This is a genomic window from Providencia sp. 6390 (genome assembly GCF_058148425.1).
In genome coordinates this window covers 109,530-132,886 of the sequence record NZ_JBYVYL010000004.1, presented here as the reverse complement: position 1 = coordinate 132,886, position 23,357 = coordinate 109,530, and the positions used below count along the sequence as shown (strand labels likewise).

The 23,357-nt window shown below is 35.7% G+C and carries 28 protein-coding genes and 1 pseudogene; 15 read left to right on the top strand and 14 right to left on the bottom strand.

All coding sequences use genetic code 11. From position 1 onward, the window contains the following. Positions 1–188: 188 nt before the first annotated feature. The 3 genes from AC3Z9T_RS10115 to AC3Z9T_RS10105 all read right to left on the bottom strand — a co-directional run bounded on the left by AC3Z9T_RS10115 (position 189) and on the right by AC3Z9T_RS10105 (position 2,137). Positions 189–959 (bottom strand): nucleotidyltransferase domain-containing protein, encoded by a 771-nt coding sequence (locus AC3Z9T_RS10115; protein WP_490126037.1) that lies wholly within the window; start codon positions 957–959, stop codon positions 189–191. Positions 960–1,327: 368 nt separating this feature from the next. Then, complete coding sequence (locus AC3Z9T_RS10110; protein ID WP_490126036.1) at positions 1,328–1,618, bottom strand: YdcA family protein; 291 nt, start codon at positions 1,616–1,618, stop codon at positions 1,328–1,330. Positions 1,619–1,768: 150 nt separating this feature from the next. Next, positions 1,769–2,137, bottom strand: a complete 369-nt coding sequence (locus AC3Z9T_RS10105) for a winged helix-turn-helix transcriptional regulator (RefSeq protein WP_490126035.1) — start codon at positions 2,135–2,137, stop codon at positions 1,769–1,771. A gap of 96 nt (positions 2,138–2,233) precedes the next feature. Between AC3Z9T_RS10105 and nfsB the strand changes: the two genes are divergently transcribed. Beyond that, positions 2,234–2,887, top strand: coding sequence for an oxygen-insensitive NAD(P)H nitroreductase (gene nfsB / locus AC3Z9T_RS10100; protein WP_490126034.1), 654 nt, complete (start codon positions 2,234–2,236; stop codon positions 2,885–2,887). A gap of 479 nt (positions 2,888–3,366) precedes the next feature. Here the strand turns inward: nfsB and AC3Z9T_RS10095 are convergent, their stop codons facing one another. The 7 genes and pseudogenes from AC3Z9T_RS10095 to AC3Z9T_RS10065 all read right to left on the bottom strand — a co-directional run bounded on the left by AC3Z9T_RS10095 (position 3,367) and on the right by AC3Z9T_RS10065 (position 11,733). Next, the gene (locus AC3Z9T_RS10095) at positions 3,367–5,439 is read right to left on the bottom strand and encodes an NACHT domain-containing protein (RefSeq protein WP_490126033.1); all 2,073 of its coding nucleotides are present in this window, start codon (positions 5,437–5,439) and stop codon (positions 3,367–3,369) included. Between the two features lie 8 nt (positions 5,440–5,447). Next, positions 5,448–6,248 (bottom strand): annotated as a pseudogene (locus AC3Z9T_RS10090) (phage integrase); the annotation flags it as partial. Between the two features lie 1,760 nt (positions 6,249–8,008). Continuing rightward, on the bottom strand, positions 8,009–8,629 hold the full coding sequence (locus AC3Z9T_RS10085) for an HNH endonuclease (protein ID WP_490126032.1): 621 nt from the start codon (positions 8,627–8,629) through the stop codon (positions 8,009–8,011). Positions 8,630–8,638: 9 nt separating this feature from the next. Continuing rightward, positions 8,639–9,847, bottom strand: coding sequence for an AAA family ATPase (locus AC3Z9T_RS10080; protein ID WP_490126031.1), 1,209 nt, complete (start codon positions 9,845–9,847; stop codon positions 8,639–8,641). Between the two features lie 2 nt (positions 9,848–9,849). Next, positions 9,850–10,848 (bottom strand): phage integrase, encoded by a 999-nt coding sequence (locus tag AC3Z9T_RS10075; protein ID WP_490126030.1) that lies wholly within the window; start codon positions 10,846–10,848, stop codon positions 9,850–9,852. Between the two features lie 5 nt (positions 10,849–10,853). Then, positions 10,854–11,195 carry a hypothetical protein gene (locus AC3Z9T_RS10070; protein WP_490126029.1) on the bottom strand — a complete coding sequence of 114 codons (342 nt, stop codon included), beginning with the start codon at positions 11,193–11,195 and terminating at the stop codon, positions 10,854–10,856. A 199-nt stretch (positions 11,196–11,394) separates the two neighbouring features. Continuing rightward, a complete protein-coding gene (locus AC3Z9T_RS10065; protein ID WP_474333460.1) occupies positions 11,395–11,733 on the bottom strand; it encodes a helix-turn-helix domain-containing protein in 339 nt (112 codons plus the stop codon). Between the two features lie 84 nt (positions 11,734–11,817). Between AC3Z9T_RS10065 and AC3Z9T_RS10060 the strand changes: the two genes are divergently transcribed. The 3 genes from AC3Z9T_RS10060 to AC3Z9T_RS10050 are packed head-to-tail and all read left to right on the top strand — an operon-like array spanning position 11,818 to position 12,428. Beyond that, on the top strand, positions 11,818–12,009 hold the full coding sequence (locus tag AC3Z9T_RS10060) for a hypothetical protein (RefSeq protein ID WP_474333462.1): 192 nt from the start codon (positions 11,818–11,820) through the stop codon (positions 12,007–12,009). A gap of 1 nt (position 12,010) precedes the next feature. Further along, positions 12,011–12,214, top strand: coding sequence for a DNA-binding protein (locus tag AC3Z9T_RS10055; RefSeq protein ID WP_349490301.1), 204 nt, complete (start codon positions 12,011–12,013; stop codon positions 12,212–12,214). Between the two features lie 13 nt (positions 12,215–12,227). Continuing rightward, complete coding sequence (locus tag AC3Z9T_RS10050; protein WP_474333465.1) at positions 12,228–12,428, top strand: hypothetical protein; 201 nt, start codon at positions 12,228–12,230, stop codon at positions 12,426–12,428. 14 nt (positions 12,429–12,442) lie between these two features. On the opposite strand, the gene AC3Z9T_RS10045 is transcribed toward AC3Z9T_RS10050, so the two are convergent. Then, positions 12,443–12,868, bottom strand: coding sequence for a hypothetical protein (locus AC3Z9T_RS10045; protein WP_490126028.1), 426 nt, complete (start codon positions 12,866–12,868; stop codon positions 12,443–12,445). A gap of 1 nt (position 12,869) precedes the next feature. Here AC3Z9T_RS10045 and AC3Z9T_RS10040 point away from each other — a divergent pair, with 1 nt between their 5' ends. The 5 genes from AC3Z9T_RS10040 to AC3Z9T_RS10020 all read left to right on the top strand — a co-directional run bounded on the left by AC3Z9T_RS10040 (position 12,870) and on the right by AC3Z9T_RS10020 (position 14,242). Then, positions 12,870–13,082, top strand: a complete 213-nt coding sequence (locus AC3Z9T_RS10040; RefSeq protein WP_490126027.1) for a hypothetical protein — start codon at positions 12,870–12,872, stop codon at positions 13,080–13,082. Between the two features lies 1 nt (position 13,083). Continuing rightward, positions 13,084–13,263, top strand: a complete 180-nt coding sequence (locus AC3Z9T_RS10035) for a TetR family transcriptional regulator (RefSeq protein WP_490126026.1) — start codon at positions 13,084–13,086, stop codon at positions 13,261–13,263. A gap of 9 nt (positions 13,264–13,272) precedes the next feature. Continuing rightward, positions 13,273–13,656, top strand: a complete 384-nt coding sequence (locus AC3Z9T_RS10030; RefSeq protein ID WP_490126025.1) for a DUF5347 family protein — start codon at positions 13,273–13,275, stop codon at positions 13,654–13,656. 69 nt (positions 13,657–13,725) lie between these two features. Continuing rightward, the gene (locus AC3Z9T_RS10025; RefSeq protein WP_490126024.1) at positions 13,726–14,028 is read left to right on the top strand and encodes a DUF2732 family protein; all 303 of its coding nucleotides are present in this window, start codon (positions 13,726–13,728) and stop codon (positions 14,026–14,028) included. Further along, entirely contained in the window at positions 14,021–14,242 is a 222-nt protein-coding gene (locus AC3Z9T_RS10020; RefSeq protein ID WP_490126023.1) for a TraR/DksA family transcriptional regulator, read from the top strand. The genes AC3Z9T_RS10025 and AC3Z9T_RS10020 overlap by 8 nt, the downstream gene beginning before the upstream one ends. Before the next feature lie 30 nt (positions 14,243–14,272). Here AC3Z9T_RS10020 and AC3Z9T_RS10015 read toward each other — a convergent pair whose 3' ends face one another. Beyond that, a complete protein-coding gene (locus AC3Z9T_RS10015) occupies positions 14,273–14,833 on the bottom strand; it encodes a hypothetical protein (protein WP_349490293.1) in 561 nt (186 codons plus the stop codon). Between the two features lie 82 nt (positions 14,834–14,915). Here AC3Z9T_RS10015 and AC3Z9T_RS10010 point away from each other — a divergent pair, with 82 nt between their 5' ends. The 6 genes from AC3Z9T_RS10010 to AC3Z9T_RS09985 all read left to right on the top strand — a co-directional run bounded on the left by AC3Z9T_RS10010 (position 14,916) and on the right by AC3Z9T_RS09985 (position 20,324). Next, on the top strand, positions 14,916–15,752 hold the full coding sequence (locus tag AC3Z9T_RS10010; RefSeq protein WP_490126022.1) for a DNA adenine methylase: 837 nt from the start codon (positions 14,916–14,918) through the stop codon (positions 15,750–15,752). Then, on the top strand, positions 15,752–16,075 hold the full coding sequence (locus tag AC3Z9T_RS10005) for a hypothetical protein (protein ID WP_490126021.1): 324 nt from the start codon (positions 15,752–15,754) through the stop codon (positions 16,073–16,075). Before AC3Z9T_RS10010 ends, AC3Z9T_RS10005 begins: the two co-directional genes overlap by 1 nt. Continuing rightward, the gene (locus AC3Z9T_RS10000) at positions 16,068–18,467 is read left to right on the top strand and encodes a replication endonuclease (RefSeq protein WP_490126020.1); all 2,400 of its coding nucleotides are present in this window, start codon (positions 16,068–16,070) and stop codon (positions 18,465–18,467) included. Before AC3Z9T_RS10005 ends, AC3Z9T_RS10000 begins: the two co-directional genes overlap by 8 nt. A 416-nt stretch (positions 18,468–18,883) precedes the next feature. Next, entirely contained in the window at positions 18,884–19,096 is a 213-nt protein-coding gene (locus AC3Z9T_RS09995) for a hypothetical protein (protein ID WP_318580931.1), read from the top strand. Between the two features lie 5 nt (positions 19,097–19,101). Then, positions 19,102–19,986 carry a hypothetical protein gene (locus AC3Z9T_RS09990; RefSeq protein ID WP_318580930.1) on the top strand — a complete coding sequence of 295 codons (885 nt, stop codon included), beginning with the start codon at positions 19,102–19,104 and terminating at the stop codon, positions 19,984–19,986. 161 nt (positions 19,987–20,147) lie between these two features. Further along, on the top strand, positions 20,148–20,324 hold the full coding sequence (locus AC3Z9T_RS09985; RefSeq protein WP_490126019.1) for a hypothetical protein: 177 nt from the start codon (positions 20,148–20,150) through the stop codon (positions 20,322–20,324). 163 nt (positions 20,325–20,487) lie between these two features. Here the strand turns inward: AC3Z9T_RS09985 and AC3Z9T_RS09980 are convergent, their stop codons facing one another. Together AC3Z9T_RS09980 and AC3Z9T_RS09975 are read right to left on the bottom strand one after the other, a co-directional pair. Beyond that, entirely contained in the window at positions 20,488–21,513 is a 1,026-nt protein-coding gene (locus tag AC3Z9T_RS09980) for a phage portal protein (RefSeq protein WP_490126018.1), read from the bottom strand. Next, positions 21,513–23,270: a terminase ATPase subunit family protein gene (locus AC3Z9T_RS09975; protein ID WP_490126017.1), complete on the bottom strand. Its 1,758-nt coding sequence runs from the start codon at positions 23,268–23,270 to the stop codon at positions 21,513–21,515. Before AC3Z9T_RS09975 ends, AC3Z9T_RS09980 begins: the two co-directional genes overlap by 1 nt. Between the last annotated feature and the right edge of the window lie 87 nt (positions 23,271–23,357).

Below are 23,357 nucleotides of genomic sequence, written 5' to 3'. Positions count from 1 at the left end.
ACCTGCTGAAATTAAGCAGTCAATTAAGTGGCTAGTACAAATCACTATACTGCAATACAAGGGCAGTAACTTAAATTATGATGAGTATATACTCTAAATAACTCGAGTTGCAGTTAGGCGACAAGTGAATGAGTCGCTAGGAGCCTACATAAGTAGTTGACTAGTGCGAGTGAGCCTAGTCAACAACATTACTTTTGCTGCATATAATGTTCATTTAACCACGAAATGAAACTTTCTAATTTAGATATAAATGTGCCGATATCGTCTTGAGGCTCAAAACTTTGTCGCAAAAAATAGTTGATTTGATGCTCATATTCAGGAAAAAGAGCAATAAACTGCTCAGCATACTCATTTAAACTTTCAGGCCAAGCTGCTTCATTATGACCACGTAGCATATTGGTTGAGCGTAACAATTTTCTTGCAGCTGCCCGCTGTATTAACCGTCGCTTATTTATATCCTTCAAGATTTTTAGATCATGAATATACTGAGTCAATACGTCAACAAAATCGCCATTAACCGCAACAGCAATCTTCCTAGAAGGAAAAAAAGGCTCAAAACGTAGTCTTAAATCATCGCCAAAAATACAGCGGCAATGGTGCTTTAGCCAATATCCCCAGCTAAACAAATTACGTTCATCAAAAACATCAGCTAACGTACCGATATCAAAATCAATTTTACTGACAACACGGTGAGTTTTTTCCAAGTATGAGTGTGTTTCATTCAATTGTTTCAGCTCAGCTTCGTCAAGCTTTCGTATAAAAATAAGACATAGATCTAAATCCGAGTGACATGCAACGGCTTGCCCTCTTGCAACGCTGCCATAAACATATACGCTGTGTAATTGATCTTTCAAAACACGTTGGAGATGATCAACGACATCGTCAATCACTTGCTTGAATTGTGCCTGGTAATCAACTGGAGGTAGAGTGGCAATCCTGCCTTGCGAGTCTATAGCCATAATTCCCTACGCTGTTCTGTGATTAAGTGATACTGCTGATTTCTAAGCTGCCAATGCGGCAGTGCACTATAAACTACCATAAATAACTTCTAAGATAACAATAAGTTGCCTTAAAATTGATAGAATTACCTTATTTAAATATAATTATTTTAATTATTTGTTTTAATTAGAAAATTTTTATCTCAAAAAAAAGTAAAACATCATAGATAAAATATGCATTGGTTGCTTTATTTCATTTGTATCTTATCAAGACTGTTATGGATGGGTGGAAAGAAAAAGAAGATAAAGAGCAGCATTGAAACTTTGTGTTGCCTTATTGTTAATGTGCCATGATTAGAAACAAAGCCCCGAAAACGGGGCTAAGTAAGTTAATTAGTTGTGCTTTTACTGGTATTTTTTGTGGATTTTGTTTTTGTTGCTTGGGATTGCTTTTTTTGGTCTGTTGATGACTTACTACTAGCAGAACTTTGCTTTGAGTATCCAGAGCAAACTTTTTTAGATTTACTGATCGTCCCATCTTTGCATACAAAATTCCCATTATCACAATAATCCACGCCACCCTTACTACCGGAACAAGGTGTATTACTTGCGTGAGCTAAGTTTATTGAAGAAATAAACATGATTAAGACTGTAGAGATACATATACAAAATTTTTTCATCGCACACCTCTATAGATAAGATTTATTACATATTAACTATAGCTAAAATTTTAGTTTAGTATATTTGGTGCAGACATTTTTATCTAAATTTAGTAAACGGGTTATTGCTATCTAGCACCCCGTTACTAACCTAAAATAAGTTTAATTTTCCTATTTTTCAACAGACTTATTATTTAGTAAAGGTATTCCATATTCATCCCCCCACACCTTTAACTCTTTTAACACTTTATTTAACGCTATTCCACTTTGACTTAACGAATACTCAACTTTTGGTGGAACTTCTGGATAAACTTTTCTCTTTATCAACCCACTAGATTCAAGTTCTCTGAGTTGCTTAGTAAGCATTCTGGGAGTTATTGATATTAACTTTTTCTGCAATTCATTAAATCTCAATGTTTTTTCTTGTAAGTGATATAAAATCACTCCTTTTCCTTTACCTCCCATTAGTTCTAATGATGCTTCAACAGCGCATCCATCATAAGAGTATTCTTTGTATCGATTCTTCTTAATAGTATCCATAAGTGTAGTATATACAGTATTTGTGCGTACTTGTCATTTTAGTACAAATTAAATATCATAGCAAAAAATAAGTAAGCTTTATAAATGGAGTCTATTATGAGATTAAGTTCGGTGTTAATGAAACGTTATGCAACTAAAAAATTCGACAATAATAAAGTAATATCAAACGATGATATTGCTATTATTAAAGAGTTATTACAGTTATCTCCATCTAGTGTAAATACACAGCCTTGGCATTTTTTAATTACAAAAAATCAAGAAGCTAAAAAGCGTATTTCTTTAGCAACTGATGCAGAATATTCATTTAACAGTGATAAAATATTAAATGCATCGCATGTTATCATTGTTTGTGCGAAAACCGATATTACAGAAAATTATATGTCTCATCTTTTAGAACAAGAAAGTAAAGATGGTAGATATTCATCCGATGAATTTAAAGAACAAGCTAACAATGCTCGTTCATTCTTTGTTGATTTGCATAGGAATAAATGCAATGATTTAACCCACTGGTTAGAAAAGCAAGTTTATTTAAATATGGGCTCACTTCTTCTAGGTGTTGCTACACTAGGTATTGATGCTGTTCCTATGGAAGGTGTTGATTTTACCATTCTAAACAAAGAGTTCTCTTTAGAAGAAAAAGGTTTAAATTCAATCGCAATTATTTCTTTAGGCTATAAAGAAAGCAATGATTTTAATGCTTCACTACCAAAATCAAGACTACATCAGAAAGAAATAATTACTGAAATATAATCTTAATTAAATACCATTAATTAAAACTAAAAAAAGATCATATTATATTTATCAAAAATGGACTATATAGCAATCTTAGTATTAGATGTGTAATTTTCCAATACAACTAATTTATAGCATTTGCTTTTAATTTAGCTATATCCACTTGCGCACATTGAGTTTCATTTGAGAGCACAATTCAGATAGAAGTAGAGTGCTTTAAATTATGCTCCTTGAATAAGATAGATTGCAATATGCTTTAGAAGACCATAAAAGAAAAGGCCTGATGTATTTATCAGGCCTTTCTAAGGGTTAAATTACTCTAGTAGCTCTTAGTAGACTTTAGTAACCTATAATGTGTTGCCCAGAATGAGACTTAAATTCGTATACCCTAAAAGCCGAGGTTTTTTAAATATTCGACACCATATATGATTATCAATAACATATTGATAATCATATCAAAAAATAATATATATATTGGTAAAGGTGCTTCCATATATCTATCTGTCGCCACTGTTTCTTATCTTATGAATAAGCACTGAAAGCTGTTCTCTATGTGATTTTTCTGGTAATTTCATACTGCTATAAGCTGGATAGTATATTGTATCAAAATGTTGTTTGACTGATTCTATCAAACCATCCAGCAATTTTTTTTCTTTTAATAGAAGATATAAATTAATCTCAAATGAAAATTTAATTTCTAAATTATCAAGTTCATTGATTTTACTCAATCTGCTCATAGTGAAGTCAGGAAGAGCATCTAAAGTATATTTAATAGCATCAAATAATTTATTATTCTTAATTCTTTCCTTCTCGTCATAATTGCTGCTATTTTTAGCTTTAATATGATTAACTTGTTCTATTCTTGTGTTTTTTATTTTACTTTTCATTTCATCATAATCTATCTGGTAGTTGTTTTCATGGTTGTATTTATATATAGCCTCATCTTTCTTGCAATCTCTATTTAAACTAACCAGCAAGTTAAGAACATTTATATTTAATAGTTTACTAAAATCTAATTCAGTAACCATGTATATATCATCTCTTTTTCCTATAACTACAGAGCGAGAAAATTTAATATCAACATCTTCACAAATTGATTTTATATAATTTTCCACATATGAAAACTCCGTTTCATATTTGTAAATCTCAATAGACATAAGAAACTTCAATACCATATTTTCCCTAAAAATTTTCGGATATGTTTTGTGTAAAAAATAAAGCATATTGTCATATATTTCACTATTTTTAACGTTATTCATTATTGTACTACAGAAATTATCAAGCATATCCTTAGGTATATAATTAAAATAGAATGCTGCATGATACTCCTGTACTGACTTATGGATGTAAACATAATTATCAGCACCATCCTTTTGAATAAGACTTGTAATACTTATAATGTCTTGTACAAACTTAGGAACCTCGTCTATATTGACATTATTAAGTTTAAAAACATCCTCTATATAATTTGTCATTTCAATCATTGAGAAATGAAATTTATCCTCAAAGAAAGAAAAAAATGACAATCCAGAGAAATATTTTTTTGACATAACATAATCTTCGATTGAGCTATGCTTATGCCTCCTAAAAGTTTTAATTTCATCATGTTCAACATATAAAATTTTATACAAATCATTATAGAAATCAAAAGTACTCTCAGGTATTTTTTCATAAAAAGGAAAGCACTTAACTAGCAAGGTTATTAATATTGGAGATATTAAAGTATCTGATAAAGATTTATTATTACTTATTGATTCTTTTATTTTACTAGCTTTTTCTTTATCATCCTTAACTAAAATATCCACAATAGATAAACAATCTTTTTCCGATAAATCATTTATTCTATAATTTTTAATCCTTGTTGCATTACAAATTTCAGTATTAGGTCTACTTGTTGTTATAATAGAGCAATGCCCATAATTTCCTATCCTATCAATTTGTTCTAATACCTTATGTCTTTGCTGAGGTGGAACTTCATCAAATCCATCCAAAAATAAATTAATATAGTTACTTTGTAAAAATGAAAACAAGCACTCATCATCAAGAATATCAACACCAAAATTATTGAATTCATTGGATATTGATTTCAGCAAATCAAAATCAAAGTTAACTAGATTTTTTAGCTCAAGGTAGATTGGTAACCTTTTTGCTTGTTTCAACGATAGAAGAAATAATTTTCTTAAAAGAGTACTTTTCCCTTGGCCTGCGATCCCAATAAAATTAATAATACCGGAACTAACATGCATCATTTCCTCATCAATCGTAATGTTAATATTATTATTTCCACCGTGTAAAATATCTTTCATTAAATAAAAACTTAATGGGAAATAAATATCATCTATATCAATATCATTCTGATGAATTATTGTTCTAACAGACCGTATTTTAGGAATATAATAATTATTATACCGTTCTATTATTTCGCGGTTATCAAATTGTATTGTTATTACTGTGGCTGAATCATGCTCTCTCTTCACCTTTGCTGATAATATACGATCTAGTATAGCGTTAGTAAGTACTTCAACAGTTTTTGTTCCCATGGTTCCTAGCATTGCGGATAACATATCCATAATCTTTACTAAACCCTATCAAATGGATTCAAACTCACAGCGGCATCTAAATGATCTGGGGCGAAGTGTGCGTATCGCATTGTCATTATGATGGTGCTGTGACCTAATATTTGCTGTAGTACTAAAATATTGCCGCCGTTCATCATGAAATGGCTGGCGAAAGTATGCCTTAGAACATGGGTTCTTTGCCCCTTAGGTAGATCAAGGCCGGCTTTTTTTAATGCGCCTTCGAATGCATCATAGCAATTAGAAAACAACTCTCCGCGTCGTTTAGGAAGCAGCTCAAATAGTTTCTGTGATATCGGTACTGTGCGGTTTTTATTGCCTTTAGTCTGAATGAATGTCACTTTATAAGGCATAACTTGAGACTGACTTAAAGATTCAGCCTCACTCCATCTTGCGCCGGTAGCAAGGCAAATTCGAACCACATTACCGAGGTCTTTATTTCGAGATTCATCGCAAGCATGCAGTAAACGCTTAATATCTTCTTGGTATAAAAATGCGAGTTCTTGATCACTCTCTTTAAATTGCCTAACGCCATCTAAAGGATTATCCCATTCTCCAAGACGCTTTAATTCTGCGAATACGGCATGTAAATATGATTGCTCACGATTAACCGTTGCTTGTTTCGGAGCAGCTTTACCTTTCGCATTCCACTTACCCTTTAAACGATTTTCACGATACACAGCAAACATATTTTTATCGAATTCAGTAATGCAAGGATCTCCTAAATGCCAGCAAATCTCATCTAATTTAGATTTCCTAGAGCTACCTGAATTTAGTGTATTTCCATGCATATGATATCTACGTCACCTAATCTAGTTGATTTTAATACTTAGTTAGATATTTTATCTTAACATACTCTCAATCCCAGCATCTGTTTAAATGGCAGAACATCCTTTTGAACAGTAAACTAATTATGCGTATAAAATCATAATGGCTATAGAATATAGTCTTTGCCATTTTTTTTAAGTGTCTTTCACCTATACCCATCATTTAATGACATCATCAATTAGTCAAAACGTTTAGTTTCATATAATTCTTAAAGCATTTCGAATATAACATTAGATTACAGTAAAGAATATAATCACATTTTATTTCTAGGATAAAATAAAAATCAGTTTCTATATATTTATTGTGGAATTTATATTGAAAATTGAGATTACAGACTTAAAAAAAGCATCTTTATATATATGATATATAAGAATATACTCTACCTAACTTATAATGTGTTCTGTAAAAAGCACTATAGAGTCTTTCTTCCCGAACTTTCTAAGCTGCCTATACGGCAGTGAACATTATGACGGGGTTGATGTCACTTACATCAATTTTCTAAGCTGCCTATACGGCAGTGAACACATAATGCGCTCAGCCAGAGTTGCACTTTTTTTTCTAAGCTGCCTATACGGCAGTGAACTATAGACTACCATAGAAAACAAGCTCAATAACAATAAGTTATCTTAAAATTGCCAAAAATACCTTACTTAACCACCACTATTTTAACTCATTGTTTTAGCTTGTTATTTTTCGTCACAAAAAATAACAGGTAAATATTGAGGTTCAATAAGGATAAAATAGGCAAAATTCATATCCTCAGAACAAATTGAAACCATTTTTAGCTTAGATGTCTACTTTGAAGAGCGTTAATTTAAATGTTTACAGGTGAGCCTAATGAAACTAGCAACAGTAGAACATGTACATGTCGATGGTCTTTATGAAGCCTTTAAATGGTATAAAGACATTCTATACTTTGAAGTAGCGCCTAAACTCAAGTTTTAATTTGATCAAGGTGGGCCACTAGTCATTGTTAAAAAAGGCATCCTAATACATTGGAAACACAATCGCTTTTAGCGCAGTCAAAGCTACTTTACTAAAATTTATGGAGCACTTGAAAAGTCGCAGTATTCAAGTTTCTATCTTTGACCATGATATTTCTATATCTATCTACTTTAAAGACCCATATAACATAAATATGAAGTCACAACATATGAGTACTTCAATTTATAAATCTTAGGGCCAATTAAAAGTCCGGTTTACTCGAGCTGGCTTTGTGATTAGCTATTTTGCTACTTCAACCACAGACACATATTTAACACTACTAATTTTATCGGATTAAATGTATATCCACGCATCATCAGCCTGACCGATAGCGATTAACCCACTAGTCACATGTATCACTTTAGTTGCCACAAAGCATTTGTAGAGAAGCAAAGTATTTCTGGCCATAAGACACCATCACAGACGGCACGATATGATAGAAAAACTACCATCGTTCTAACAGTCGGAGGACAGAAAAAATCGGGGGGAAGGTAAAAATATAGTGAAAATATATAGTGAAAATATTATGAAACGTGATTTCAGTCACAAAAAAAGCCACCTAAAAGGTGGCTTCTTTCTTTCCCTAACCCGTTGTAATTCAACGCAGTTTTTATATGGTGCCCAGGGCGGGACTTGAACCCGCACAGCCTAAAGGCCGAGGGATTTTAAATATTTAATATCAATTTTAAAATTCAGTAACATACTGAAAAATCTTTAATTTTAATTAACGAATGGTAATCTTTATACATATTTATATTTTTCCATCGCCATTTAAATCAAAATCATTGATAAGCCTTTCAAATGCTCTACGAACATCCTGATTATCTATACCAATAAAAGAGCTCACTCCTTGAGATTCATTAAATGAATTAATACTGCTATTTTCTAATTTAAAAAAATCTTTCGTATATATTCCCTTAGGTCTATTATCAATGACTTGGTAATACCATATTGATGTATTATTAACTTGCATGGATATATAATTAATATAATCATGATATACATCAAAATTAGGGTGAATAAATTTATATGATTCAGAAGCATACATTTGATTATTTGAGGCTATATAGAAATCTATTTTCTTTCCTTTTCTATATAAATTACATACTTTACAAGAACAGCTAAGGTTTTCAATTTGAAACATTTCATTCACATAAAGATGTTTTGGTAGTATATGTTCTATATCTATAGTTACAGATGCAGATCTATATAAATCTATTCTACAATAACAACATTTATGGTTTTGTTTATTAAAATGATATAGCTTAATTTTCTTTTTTATTTCATCCAAATTTTTATCGACCCATGACTCATGCCCTTTTCTTATGCTTTCTTTAATTAATTCCTGTTCATTATCATCATAAAATCTCATAACAAAACCTTATTTAATATCATTTAAAATTTTAGATACACCTTTAAGAAATTCTTTTTGTCTATCATCATAAGAAATTTCAATTAAACTATTTATTTTATCTTTAGCATCAGTAAGTTTTATTTTTTTGACGGAGTAATCATTTAATAATTTCTCGCATATTTTAGATAAAGTTCGATTTTCAGGTGTTATGACTTCAAAATATTCCATATAAATTTTTTCTATGTTTTTGAATTTATTCTGCTCCCTTATAGGCTCAAAATCTTTCATTTTATACAAATTCACATTTTTATCTGTTGATGATGCAATTATTGGTGAATGTGTAGCTATAAAAATTTCCGTACCATAGTAGAATGTCAAATCTAATAACATAGAAATATATTCTTTTTGCCATTTAGGATGCAAACTGTTCTCAGGTTCATCAATAACAATTACGGTTCCTGCCTCTACGTTTGAACCAATAAATGACATTAATCCTAAAAAATATTTTTCACCTGAACTTGCGTCATTTAAATTAAACCACTCATCATGCTTTTGAATATAAATATCTATTGCTGACAAAATCCCCATCTTTTTTAAATATTTTTCACTTAATAGTAATAAAGATAAAAACTCGGGCCTTCCTAGTGGGTTATGTATGAAATCATTACTGACCAAATCAATTGTAATCATTTTGTCTGTTTTTTTGTTTATTCCTAAAGAATAATGAGACTGTCTATATCTTTCATTCGTTAGATAATTTTCAAATGATGAATCATCTTCAATGAAATTATAGTAATTATTAATTAAATCTATACTAACCCCTCTCTCGATTAAGAAACTAATATTTTCAAATTTAATTAAATCATAATCAATTGGATTATCCTTATCAGAAACAAACTTATTAAAAAACCAAGTTCTATTCTTTTTTATTTTAAAATTTAATTTTATTTTAGGAGAAAATCCAGCATATTCAAATATCGATGCCATTCTGTTTTTTTTATCAAAATAATATAATTGAGCTAAATGTTCTTTTATATATGACCCTACATTTAAAGTTCCACGTTTAATTCCAAAATATTTATAATGCTCACTATCAGTACGACGAAATCGACTAAAAATTGAGTTGCAGACAGCCAATGTATCAATTCTATTATCTATATTATTACAAATTATTGTTTTTAGGTGATTTGTTTTACCTTCACCATTTTCACCAAAGTATATATTTACAGTACTCATATTCATCTTATTTTATCAAATGGATTCAAACTCACAGCAGCATCTAAATGATCTGGGGCGAAGTGTGCGTATCGCATTGTCATTATGATGGTGCTGTGACCTAATATTTGCTGTAGTACTAAAATATTGCCGCCGTTCATCATGAAATGGCTGGCGAAAGTATGCCTTAGAACGTGGGTTCTTTGCCCCTTAGGTAGATCAAGGCCAGCTTTTTTTAATGCACCTTCAAATGCATCGTAACAGCCGGAAAATAACTTTCCGCGCCGTTTGGGTAGTAATTCAAATAGTTTTTGTGAAATTGGTACTGTGCGGTTTTTATTGCCTTTAGTCTGAGTGAATGTCACTTTATAAGGTATGACTTGTGACTGACTTAAAGATTCAGCTTCACTCCATCTTGCGCCGGTAGCAAGGCAAATTCGAACCACATTACCGAGGTCTTTATTTCGAGATTCATCGCAAGCATGCAGTAAACGCTTAATATCTTCTTGGTATAAAAATGCGAGTTCTTGGTCACCCTCTTTAAATTGCCTAACGCCATCTAAAGGATTATCCCCTTCCCATTCTCCAAGACGCTTTAATTCTGCGAATACGGCATGTAAATATGATTGCTCACGATTAACCGTTGCTTGTTTCGGAGCAGCTTTGCCTTTCGCATTCCACTTGCCCTTTAAACGATTTTCACGGTATACAGCAAACATATTTTTATCAAATTCAGTAATGTAAGGATCACCTAAGCGCCAGCAAATAGCATCTAATTTAGATTTCCGAGAACTACCAGAATTTAATGTTTTGCCATGCATTTCATACCAACGTTCGACAAGCTCGCTTAATTTTAATGCTTGCTTTGTTGATCCGCTGGCTGAATCATTAGGCTGTAGTTTGCGCTCGAAAGATAATGCTTCACCACGTGTCGCAAATTGCTTTCGAATACGTCCGCCATTACGCCCATTGGGATAACATTCACAGATCCATTTACCCGAAGGTAATTTTCTAACTGCCATTACCTTTATTCATCCTTAGTTCGAGTTACCATAGCTTCCGCTTTATCTAGCACTTTAAGCAAATCATCGACATTATATGTCGAACAAACTGTAATTTTTTGTTGATCACTCAAATAAATATTAATCTCAGTTTTTTCATGCTTGCCTAAAAAACCAGCAATTCCATCACATATCCTTTTCTTTAAATTCAAATCATTTATTCTAAATACGATACTTTTTTTATTGGGCTGCCCTTCAGAGAAACTCATTGTTGTATCTATTTTAATTCCTTGTTTTTCCAATTCAGATACGAGATCATTGCTACAACTTTGTTCAGTGTAAAAGGTAATAATATTTATGCGACTCATACTCTGTAGTTCCTCATCTTTAACTCAACGCCTTAAACTAGTATTTTTATATTTACTGGTAGCGTTCAATACCCTTCGTGGAAAATATACCTCTATTTCTTTTGAACGTTTCTCTACAATTTCTGAACTGAAAAAAGGTCAGGCCTTTATTATTTTGATTGATAATAAAACAAAGTAGTATCATCAAAAAAATATCAGCCTATTTTGAACTAACTTTTTTTACCGGTTCAGATTTCGCGAACGCAGCGCCAACCGCCTGTACGTTTAAGCGTGCCGCCTCATCCATGGCGCGGTAATTTTCGATAAGTTTCTTCTCCTCTATTGAGATGTTATCTTGCGGAATTCTGCAACCTGATAATATATACATAACATCAACCCCCATTTCATTGAGGCGAGCGAGTAATGACGCTTTTGGCTCTGTTTTACTTGCTTCATAGTCACAATACGTTCGAAACGCTACTCCACAAGCCTTAGCCATCTCAGTTTGAGTGAGCCCAAGCTTATCTCTTTCCTCTCTTAAACGATCACCTATTTGCATTTTTCTGCAATTTCCTGTTGACTATTTGCAGAAATCTGCAAATAATGTATTTGTGTATAACCTAGTGGATCACAATATAACATTATGGCACAAGAAAAAAATATAACGCGATCGCGTTTACCTCGTACGGAAGGTAATAAAAAACTAATTCCGATGCGTTTATTCGAAACCGAAAATAATGCACTGGAGTTATTAGCAGAAAAAGAAAGTCGTTCTAAGTCAGCAATGGCGAGAATGATATTTTTGGAAGGTTTAAAATCGTTCAAAGGGGACTAACATGCAAAAAATCACTATCAATTTTTCAGTAGGGTCGCCTTACGTTTCGATTGATGAATATTCTCGATTGAGTGGAATACCTTTGAATACTTGTCGTGCAATGGTGAACCGAGGACAGATTATTATTCGACCTAAACAAGCTCCAAAAGAAAAAATCCAAGTAAACATGATTGCCATGTTAAAAGATGCAATTGGAAATAGTTGATAGAGGTTATTTTATGATTACGCAAATATCAACGCATAGTTTTAAATACCGAGGCTTTAAAATTATAAAGTTAAGGGTCAAAAAAGATACTCAGCGTAAATACAATTACAGTGTTCAACTTAATGAGCAAGAGTTTGGTTTATCTGATTCAATTGATTCTGCCACTGGGTATATAGATAGACTATATGAAATGCGCGGTATTCATCAATCATAGAAGTTTTACCCAAATTAATTAGATAAGGTCTTATATAGCAATGCAGCGCCAGAAGTTAAAACAGATGATGATATATTTACGATTGTATCTTTTACGCCTGATTTCGTCGCCTCTAAAAGTTGTTCACCAAAGGATGATTCTAATGAATTAGGAGTGAGTTTTAATAGTTCTAAACCTTTTGCGGTCAAAACCGCATCAGAAAAAGAACAGCCATATTGAATGTTAGCAGAAATGTAACCATGCTCAATTAGCCATGAAACTGTTTCAGTAACAAATATAGCATCATGATTAATTGATGGCTCATCAAATGGGTCGAGTATAGTTTCAGGAAATAACCGTTCTACTGTGAATGTTTTTCTTACAGGGAATGATTCATATAAAGATGCTAGAACAATACCTGTTATTTCGTTGAATTTTTTAATGTTAATCGGAGTAGACACTATGGATACCCTTTCAGATAAAAAAGAAAAATATGACGAGCTGTATAAAACATACCATTCCGTCATTGAAATGCAATTGTCATTGAGCATGGATAGTATCAGAGCTAAAAAAGTATGGCGATCTGCATTGTCTGATGTTGATGCCTCCGTTTTGGCCGACGTACTTGCTGATATTTTAAATCATGCAGGCCATAAAATTGTGTCAGGTAAATAATATGGATAGTGAAGAAATTATGACTCAATTATATATACAACAATATAAACACAAGCTAACAGGCTCATCTGTTAGTAATTTCAAACATAAAAAGAAACAGAATAAATTATCAACGGCAGACAAAGTATTTATGGTCATCAGTATTTTATTTCTAGTCTATTTAGTCACGGTTTCTATTTAAGTATTAGTTATGAATAGCTCAACGACTGAACAAACTAAAGCACAAGGTATTATTCAGTTATTAGGCAATATCAAAAATTATGAGAGTACTGGACAATCTCTAACCGAAAGGACTGAGGGTTTAAATCAGGCATCAAGGGTTAGAACATCACTTTTTCATCTAAATAAGGATAATCCAGATAATAGAGAGTTAGCAGGTTTTATTGAATATTTAAGATTAAATGATGAGCGAGCGCTAAGTATGATTTTTTATTTAGCAGGTATTAAAAGTAATCAACATCAATTAAGTTTTGATGAATTTAATAAAGGGGAAAAACAATTAATTATTACAGCGATTAATCAAATTAAAGCACTCGCAGCGCTATTGCCTAAAAATATAGCAATGCCTATTTAACTATAAATAACAAATTTAATGACGTTGACGCGTCAGGGATTTCTACACTCTGAATATAGGATTTTTATTATGAAAAATATAGAGAGAAGACAAATAATTATTAAAGGGCGAACTGTAGGGAAAAGCACTGAACTGCCTTTAATAGGTTGTGACCCTGCGACAGGTGAGCGTGATTACTCCGCTATTGCCATAAACATTAAGGCCATCAGAGAAGATGAACGTAAAACATTATTTGATAAGTTCTCATCTCGTCTTGATTTACTCGCTTGCAAAATACTTAAAGAAAAAATGAACGATGAACAAATTCATCAATTACTGGTTGGCGAGTCTGAGCATTTTTCTAACTTAGCGGCGGAGTTGGATCATGTCTAAAAACTTTGACCGCGCTAGCGAGTATGAACAGCAAATGCGTGAGCATCAAATCAATGCTGTTGTTAAGCGTCCTGTTGGCGTATCCGCATTTATATGTGAGGAATGCGGTCGCCCTATCCCTGAGCAACGCCGTCTTGCATCAGTTGGTTGCATCAGATGCATCGACTGCCAAACCGTTTTTGAACTGAAAGATAAACATTATCGGGGTGTATGAATATGTTCAAAGCATCCCCTAAAAATAAACTTAATTTCTCGGAGAATATTTTGGATATATGCCATCTTCGATTTCAGGAATACTACTTGAATCAACTTTTGCAATCCATGCAGGATAGATATCACCTGTCATTAAAGTTGATAAAAATTTATTCCATTGAATGGGAACAACAAAAACATTTGTTGCCATCGGTAGGTACTGAGGATCACCAAGTTGAAATAACTTTATTGCCTTATAACTCGCTTGAATCGAAAGATACATATCTGACTCTAATTGTTTCAGTGAATCCCAATATTCCCATTCAGCCATATGAAGAGTATTGCGATTATGAATTATTTCCTGCAATCCATTTTCAATCAATTCTTTCCATAAGTATTGAGCTATCCATTCATCAGCATAGGTCCACTCCATACGCTGACCTAAAACATTTCTGTATTCCTTTGTTGGCAATAAGCGCGCTGGCATATGGTTTTGTAAGGAGCCAAGAAATACCTCACATACATCAAGCATTTCTCTGGCAGATAAAAGCCGTACCTCCCCCAAAGGAGCGCTATCAGCAGGCAAAATATTAAGGTGGCGATCATAGGACATAAGCACTCCAAGATAATGAATAGATAAACGTTATTTCATTATTACATAACTAAAAAATTTAAATCATCTTATGGTAAAGATAATGACGAAATCAAAAGTTTCTACTCCTATTAAAACTATCTTAAAATGGGCTGGCTCTAAAGTTCGCATTATTGAACAGTTACGCCCTTACCTACCTAAAGCAAAACGTCTAGTCGAGCCATTCGCAGGCTCATGCGCTGTGATGATGAATACAGATTATGAAAAATATTTAATTGCTGATGCTAATCCTGATTTAATTAATTTATACAATGCGCTCATTATATTACCTGAAAGTATTGAAACTGATGCATTGTCTCTTTTTAAAGAAAGAAATAATAAGGGTGATTATTATCTCACTAGAACTGAATTTAATAGTACTAAATCTGAGCTGTCTCGGCTTCGCCAAGCTAGTTTATTCTTATATCTAAATCGTCATTGCTACAATGGATTATGCCGCTACAACCAAAAAGGTGGGTTTAATACTCCTTTCGGTAAATATAAAAATCCATATTTTCCCCAAAAAGAAATTGATAGTTTCCGCGATAAAGCTTATTTCAGCAAAGCAAACATTTTAAACCTTGAATGGCAAGATACACTCTCATTAGTTGATTTTGGTGATGGTGTTTATTGCGATCCACCTTATATGGGTAGTGGTTTTACCCAATATCACACTGCCGGTTTTTCCGATGCTGACCAAGAGGCATTGGCAATTGCTTTAAAAGATATCAATGATATTCAGGGCAATCCGATCACTGTATCAAATTCACCTGAAGCAAAAGAGCTTTACGCTGATTTAGATTTCACCATTCATGAAATAGACGCCCCTCGCACCATATCGGCTAAAGGCAATCGTAAACCAGCTAAAGAAATTATTGCTGTATTAGCAGGGGTCAAGTAATGGAACTTGATCCTAAAAATGGCGTGTACATCAGTGGTACACGTTTTGCTATTCAGCGCCATGTTGATACTGAAAATAATAACGTCATTTGGCGATTGCTTGAAATTAATCGCTTTGAACGTAGCTATAGCCTTGTTTGCTGTCATTCTGATCCGTGGATGCTGGCTATTGAATTAACCTCTTATCACGTCCAAAACGTGAAGGGAAAAGGTATCAGAACATTAGATGTTTACCGTGAGGCAGTAGATGTTATTTCCCGTCGATGTGAAACTGCAATCAATTTACTCAGACAGGAAACATTAGGCGGGGCGCTTAATGTCTAAGGTATTCGATTTTACTAAATTACCACTGACTTATACTGCGGATATGGTTTTTCCTTATCCGTGGAATAAGCCTAAAGAGAATGATTATTACAAGTCTGATGTAGAGAGACCGCTTACCCGTGAACAAGTCCTTCAGGGGCAAGCGATTTTAAATGACATTGAAGCCTTGCCGCGCGTTCTGCGCTACCGCTATCAAAAGCAGTATGAAAACCTCATTAAAGAAAAAGGCTCGCGTAAAGCGCATGATTTTTTGTATTTTCGTTTTCATGAGCAAATTTGGCCGCGCTTTATCGCTGTAAACTCACGCTACGAGATGGATGCAAAAGCATTATTGACGCTTTCTACTCGCTTATCTGTCGAAGTAAGCCAATTCAATAGATTGTTTGATCTGAGTGATAAACCGGTAAAAAAACTTGCTGAGACTATCGCTGCCGGCTTTTTCGATTTATATGAAAAGTATTGCGATACGCTGACCGAACACCATAACGGTGATCGTGAAATTATCTATGAAGATTCAATACAAACAGAAATTTATGGTCGTTTAGCTGAATTAGCAAAAGGACTGCATATATCCCCGCTTCACTATCAAGCCTATTGTCGTGTACTTAAAAATCGCAAACGAGGCAAAAAAAAGCAAAATTTAGATGTTCGCAAAGTGATTGCCGCTATCCAGCGCCTAACCAATACAGATTATTGGTATCGCAAATTAAAAGCCCATCGTACCCAATGGCTTGAAGCCTTGATGATCGCAAATATGGATGTTTGCCAGAATCGCAACCCCTACGCCAGTAAACAAGCCATTCGAGCTGTGCAAGCGCAACGTTTATCTAATATGCAGTATTTACAAGGCATGGATATTGAAGACGTTGAAACGGGCGAGCGGTTTGATCTGTTCGATAAAGTGATGGCGAGTGTTTCAAACCCTGAAATTCGGCGCATGGAATTAATGGCGCAAATGGCCGGTATTGAACGTGTAGCGAAAGAACGCGGCGATATCGGCATGTTTATTACCATGACCTGCCCTTCTAAATATCACCCGACAAAGCTGCGTAAGCGAAAGAAAGATGTGATCGCGGTGCTTAACAGTAAATGGAAAGATGAAGCCTATACACCAAAAGACGGGCAGCAATATTTAGTTAAAGTCTGGTCGCGTATTCGTTCGGCCTTTAATGACAATAATATTGATGTTTATGGGGTTCGTGTTGTTGAGCCGCACCATGACGGCACGCCGCATTGGCATATGCTGCTATTTGTTGATAAAGCCAGTCGGGCGGACGCAATTGATATTATGCGTAAACGTGCTTTGAAAGAAGATTGTGACGAGGCCGGCGCACATAAATACCGTTTCGAATGTAAGCATATGAATCGCGGCGGTGCGGTGGGTTACATTGCAAAGTATATAGCTAAAAATATTGATGGTTATGCGCTTGATGGTGAGATAGACCACGAAACTGGCAAAGATTTAAAAAGTATGGCGGCAGCGGTTACTGCTTGGGCTTCAACATGGCGCATACCTCAATTTCAATTTTATAAACTTCCTTCAAAAGGTGCTTATCGCGAATGTCGTCGGCTTCCGCGAGGCGTTTCTATTGCAGAACAACTAGGTGATATTGCTGAACGAGTTCGCGCCGCTGCCGATGGTGGTGATTTCTTTGAGTATGTGATGTCGCAAGGTGGCCCATGCATTCGTCGTAAAGAAGAAACGATACGTGTTGCTCGCGAGGTCGCTGATGTGAATGTTTACGGTGAAGACGTTCAGAAAGTCGTGGGTATTTACAATCAGCTTGTTGCAAACAAGCCAACACTCAAAACTCGCGACAGACAATACAAAATTGTGAAGAAAAACTCCGATGCTGCGGGCGATGGTCTTTTAAAAAGCGCAATCGGCGCGCCTCGGAGTCCTGTCAATAACTGTAGATCGCGAATCACATCCAATCTTTCAGATGTGCAATTTTACGAGCCAGAGCGCTGCTCTGGTGAAGTATGCAACATAGAGGAATACGGTTTTGCCTTTATTGAAACAGACGCTCAGAACTCGGTAGGGAGCGAAATTTCACAAGGTAGGCAGCAGCGGCAAGTATCACGGGTTGAATTAAATGAAGAAGAAATTGAATTAAGGCCAGAAATAGATAGTTTTATGCAGAAAACAGGGTTTGAACTCCCAACTGAAACCATGGCCAACATGTTTATCAAAGGTATGGCCATTAAAGATGATGACCGTGTTTTCAGGTTTGACGGTGAGCAAGTGCGAGTTATTGAGTCGGAAGTAGTCATAAAAGAACGAATTCAGGCAGTAAAAGCGAAAAAAGAGGTTGATTTACAGCAGTGTCGAAAACGTTACGCCGAGGCGCTGGCGCGAATAACAAGATTGAGAGGAAAAAATGCTGACTAAGTATCTAGTGTTCATCGTTTTTTGGGGCGCTTTTGCTCTATTTGTTGGTTTAATTTATAGATAGGTAAATAAAATGACAATTGAAATAAATGTAATACAGTTGGACATGACAATTTCGCATTATTCACGTGAAATATTGAACGAGCGCAAGCATTAAATAACTGTATGTTTGTACAGTTAATTTATTTGTGCTATACTGTGATCTACAAAGAAATGGACAGCGCCATTGTGTTTCGTATAGTGTCACTGTGTAAGATTGGTATACTATATGTAGTATGGGATTGTAAAGATGTCTCAAAAACGTATTGAAGAGTTGAAATATTTAATTTTTTCTTATAAAAAGCCTTAAAATATATAATGAATATAATTATTAACCACAGGTTGAATAGTCACATAGGAGTTAATAGGAGGAGCATATGACTACTGTATATAAGTCTAAAATGACTATGTCTGGCTCTAGAGATAGACTAAGAAAAGCATTACTTGATAATGTAGGTAACTATACAATAACAAGTGATGGGCGTGTTCTATCTGATAAAGAAACCCTAATATCTGCATTTGAAAAAGAATTGGAAAAAATCAATAAAATCTTACAAGCTAATGGAAATAAAGCTAAAAAGGCAGGCTAAATTTAATGAATACGCTTATATTAGCTATAGCGCTAATTAGTGGTTATGTATATGTGATCAACGCAGTTTCAGAGAGATATAAATTTAAGCGTTCCGAAGGTTGGGACGCTTATTTTTATATAGCGGTCTGGGGAGTATTTTTTACTGTTATAGCATGGATATTATGTTCGTTACTGAGTGTACTTGATGTCCTAAGAATTACTTACAATTATCTGTTATCTAAGCAAATAATTGATATTGAAACTATCAATAGAGTATTCCCTTTATCACAAATAAGTAAGCCTGCTGAACCTAGTAATGCGTTAGCGGACTTGCGTCAGCAATCTTATTACATGAAATTAGCTGATTTAAAGTTTGCTTTATTTGGTGTGGTTTCAATTCTGCTTTCTTGGATAACTGGCAAAATTGTTAAATGGTACGTGAATAAAAATGTTAAAAGACGTATTGATGCATTAGTCAAAGTTGTTCATAACGACCCGTTCGAAAGTTTATTGATAGAAGCTGATGTTAGAAGATTCCCCGTCATAATAACATTAAGTTCAAGAAAAATTTATGTCGGTTTGGTTTCTTGTCCGCAATTTGAACATGGTCGTATTGAGTACATTGAGATTCTCCCGTTACTCAGTGGCTATAGAGATAAAGATGAGCTTACTGTAAAAATCACAACAAATTACAGAAAACATTATTCAGAGAGCGGGATTCTCAGTGGCTTAGGGGAAAGTCAGTTGTCATTAGATGACTTCAGGACACTAATACCAAAAAGCGATATAGAAGGTATTTCATTTTTTGATACAACTGCATATTCAAAGTTTAAAGAAGATGAAGAAAAAGATAAAGAAGAGTGTAATTCTTTATCTGAAGAGTTCATGCCTAAGTCAGAAAAAAAATAATACTCTGAATTATAAATCACCGCCGTAAGGCGGTTTTTCTTTATTGTTTTCCTGATGCATAGATTTCGCAATTTCCCGCCCAAATCCGCAAGTTTAAACAAGGATCGCAACCCACACCAAGCGCCACCACTAGCGCGGTTCGGACGATCTCTTGCACCTGCATGAAAAGCGCTCTATTTAGTGGGCAGGCGTGGCGGGGCTACGATTGTGCGGCGACATGTTTATTGTTAATTATCCGTCCGCAAAATCTCAGCCTCACAGCGGCGTTAAAATCAATTATTCATACCATGGATAGCAATTATTTTCGCGTTGCTTACGATGGCTTACAGCGTGCTTAAATCGCTGTTTGATGTGGGTTAATTTCTGCGGATTAGTCTTGGTAGTGCCACTTTGATATAATATCGTGGGGTCTTATTATTATTAAGACCATCGAGAGCACCTACCTGTAGGCGAAAAAATACCGCCTCAGTGGGCGGTAATGTTCATTCTGAAATGAGTAATCTACTCGTTATCATCATCTAACTTATACGGTTCAAACTGTATCACCTCTTCCCCGCACCAGTCGTTCAACTGCTTCATCTTGGCTTGTAACGGTATCAGTTCATTGCGCACAAACACCTTTGCCGCCTTTTCAACATCACCAAAGCCACCGGTGTTTTGTGGAATGATCCCCATCATCTGCGGCGGTACCCGATGCGCGGCTAACATATCATCGCGGCTGACATTCTTAATATTCAAAAATTCATCTTTGGCCGCAACTTCGCTAAGTGGCATAACTTGGATACCGTCCTTCTTGCCATTCGGTGCATACAAAAACAGATTACGGAAATTGCCGGGGCCTCGACTGCTACGCACTGCTTTACGAATGTTTTCTATGTCAGTGGGTGATTGTGAAGAATCACTGATATACATGATGTAACCAGCATGGCTGCCATTCAGATAATAACGGCGGCGAAATAGCGTTGCGGATTCATTAAGCAAAGTAGAAGGTAAAGCAGCCAAGTATTCAGGCAGGCCATAAAGTTCTTGATTCACATCCGGCTCTATCAAATGAAATACGCTACCTTGATTAAATGCGAACGGCTCACTTTCATAGCCATATTTCACAAACCAATATTGCTCGTCATCGGTACCACGGCGAGTATATTTCGCCGGCGTATGTTTGAATTTTAATAATCCACCGAGTTGATTGGTGCGCTCTTCAAGATATGAATTACCGAACATCAAAAAGTCGAGTGAAAAGCTGTCGAATGCTTGCCTATCCAATAATCGGTGTGGCTTAAATGTGCTGGTTAAGATATTGCGTTTGACATAAATCGCACTGCTGTGATGCGGTGCGGCACGAAACGCTTTTGATAATCCGTTAAAATTAATGGGTGGCTCATACCAGTTTTCCATTCTGACACATTCGAGGTAATCATAGATTTCACGGCTATCAAGAACGGAAACCGGCTCACCAAATGTGAACGCTTCTACGCCGCCGGTGTTTTGCGATTGATTTTGTTTTTTGCGATTTTTACGGCTCATTAGTAAAGCTCCACGATATTATGATGTTGGGTGCTGTCACCCGTGATCGGTTCATTGAATAAGGCATGCATCGTCGCCCATGCGAGGTCGGCATGGCTGGCGTCCTCACTGCGACTGGCTTCATAGGTCGGTCGATTACCACTGGCTGTAGTTGAACGGCGAATGGCCATAAAGGATTGAATAATGTCCGTGTCGCCAGCGTCGAACTCTAAACGGCCGCTGTTGATCACATCCCATGCTTTAAGCACTAAGGCGTTTTTCATTGCGGGGTTATAGACAAACTCACGTGCTTGCGGGAAAAACTCTAAAACGGATTGATAAACACCGTGACCAATACCGGTAGAGTCAATGCCTATATATTCGACGTTATAGCGTTCAGTCAGTTGTTTGATGGCTTCTGCTTGGGCGCGAAAATCCATACCGCGCCATTGATAGCGCTCAAGAATGCGGAATGACCCACCCATCATTGAAGGCGGTGCCATCACTACGCAACCGGCACTATCACCATTTTCGGTACCTTTGGCGGGGTCGTAGCCAATCCAAACAGAACGATACCCATAAGGCCGGTACATTTCAGGCTGAAAATCTTCCCATACATCCCAGCTATCGACTAAGCAGCGCTGCATCAGCTCCAGCGAAAAAATAGAGGCTATATCATCAACAAACTCACACATCAGTAAGTTTTGATATTCATCAGGGCTGTATTCTAATGGTAGCTGTTTGATATCAAATAAATCACAGCCGCCTTTTACCGCATCTTCAACCGTCACCACTTGCCGCCAATGGCCATCTGCACAAAGTTTGCCAGCAGCTAATGCCGTGTGACTCACATCAAGGTCAATTCTATCGGCCTTGGCTCGGCCTCGGTTAAACAGTTTTCCAGACCAAAACGGGTACGCGCTATGCGTCAAGCTTGAAGGGGTTGAAAAATAGGTTTGGCGCCATTTTTTATGCATGGCCATACCGCTGGCCACTTTGCGTAATTCTTGGAATTTAGGGATCCAAAAATATTCATCAAGGTATAAATTGCCGTGGTAACTCTGTGCTGTCCGTGCATTGGTACCGAGAAAATACATCGTTGCCGCATTGGGTAGCACAATTGGGTCGCCTTTTAACTCAACGCCCACCTCTCGCGCCATATCAATGATGTAGCCTTTGAATACATGTGCTTGAGCCTTACTTGCTGATAAAAAGATTTGGTTTCGCCCTGTGATCAACGCATCCATAAACGCTTCGCGAGCAAAAAAGTAAGTCGCACCAATTTGCCGTGATTTTAAGATGTTGCGAATGCGGTGTTTATGCCCTGCGCTGTACCATGTTTTTTGGTACGCAAACATATTTTCACGAAACATTTCTTCTAGCTTTTCAATCTGTTCTTCGCTGAATACGTTCTTATCAGGTGCGCGGCGTTCGCCGGCATTGCGGTTGGCCAACTTCGGATTTAAATCAACTTCATTGCCACCGTTTTGGTATTTGTTAATTTTGGCGTGACGCTCGACTTGCCGGTACAGCAAATCAATTTCTTTATAGTCTTTACCCTCTTTATTTTCTTTGCCTAACAAGGTACAAAGCCGCATTTCCAGTGTCATTTCAACACGTTCAATCGGCGTAATATCATCCCACTTGTCGCGCCGTTTCCAGCTGTGAATAGTCGCTGACTTTTCGTTAAGCAGTTCAGCAATGCGCGCGATCCTGTACCCATTAAAATACAGGTGCATCGCGCGTTTACGGGGTTCAAAATCGTGTAATGTATTCATGCGGTCAGATTACTGATCGCAATTCTTCCGCGCGCTCGCCTTGTGTTGTACCTCCCTCCTTTACAACAACGAATCATTGTCTCTGTC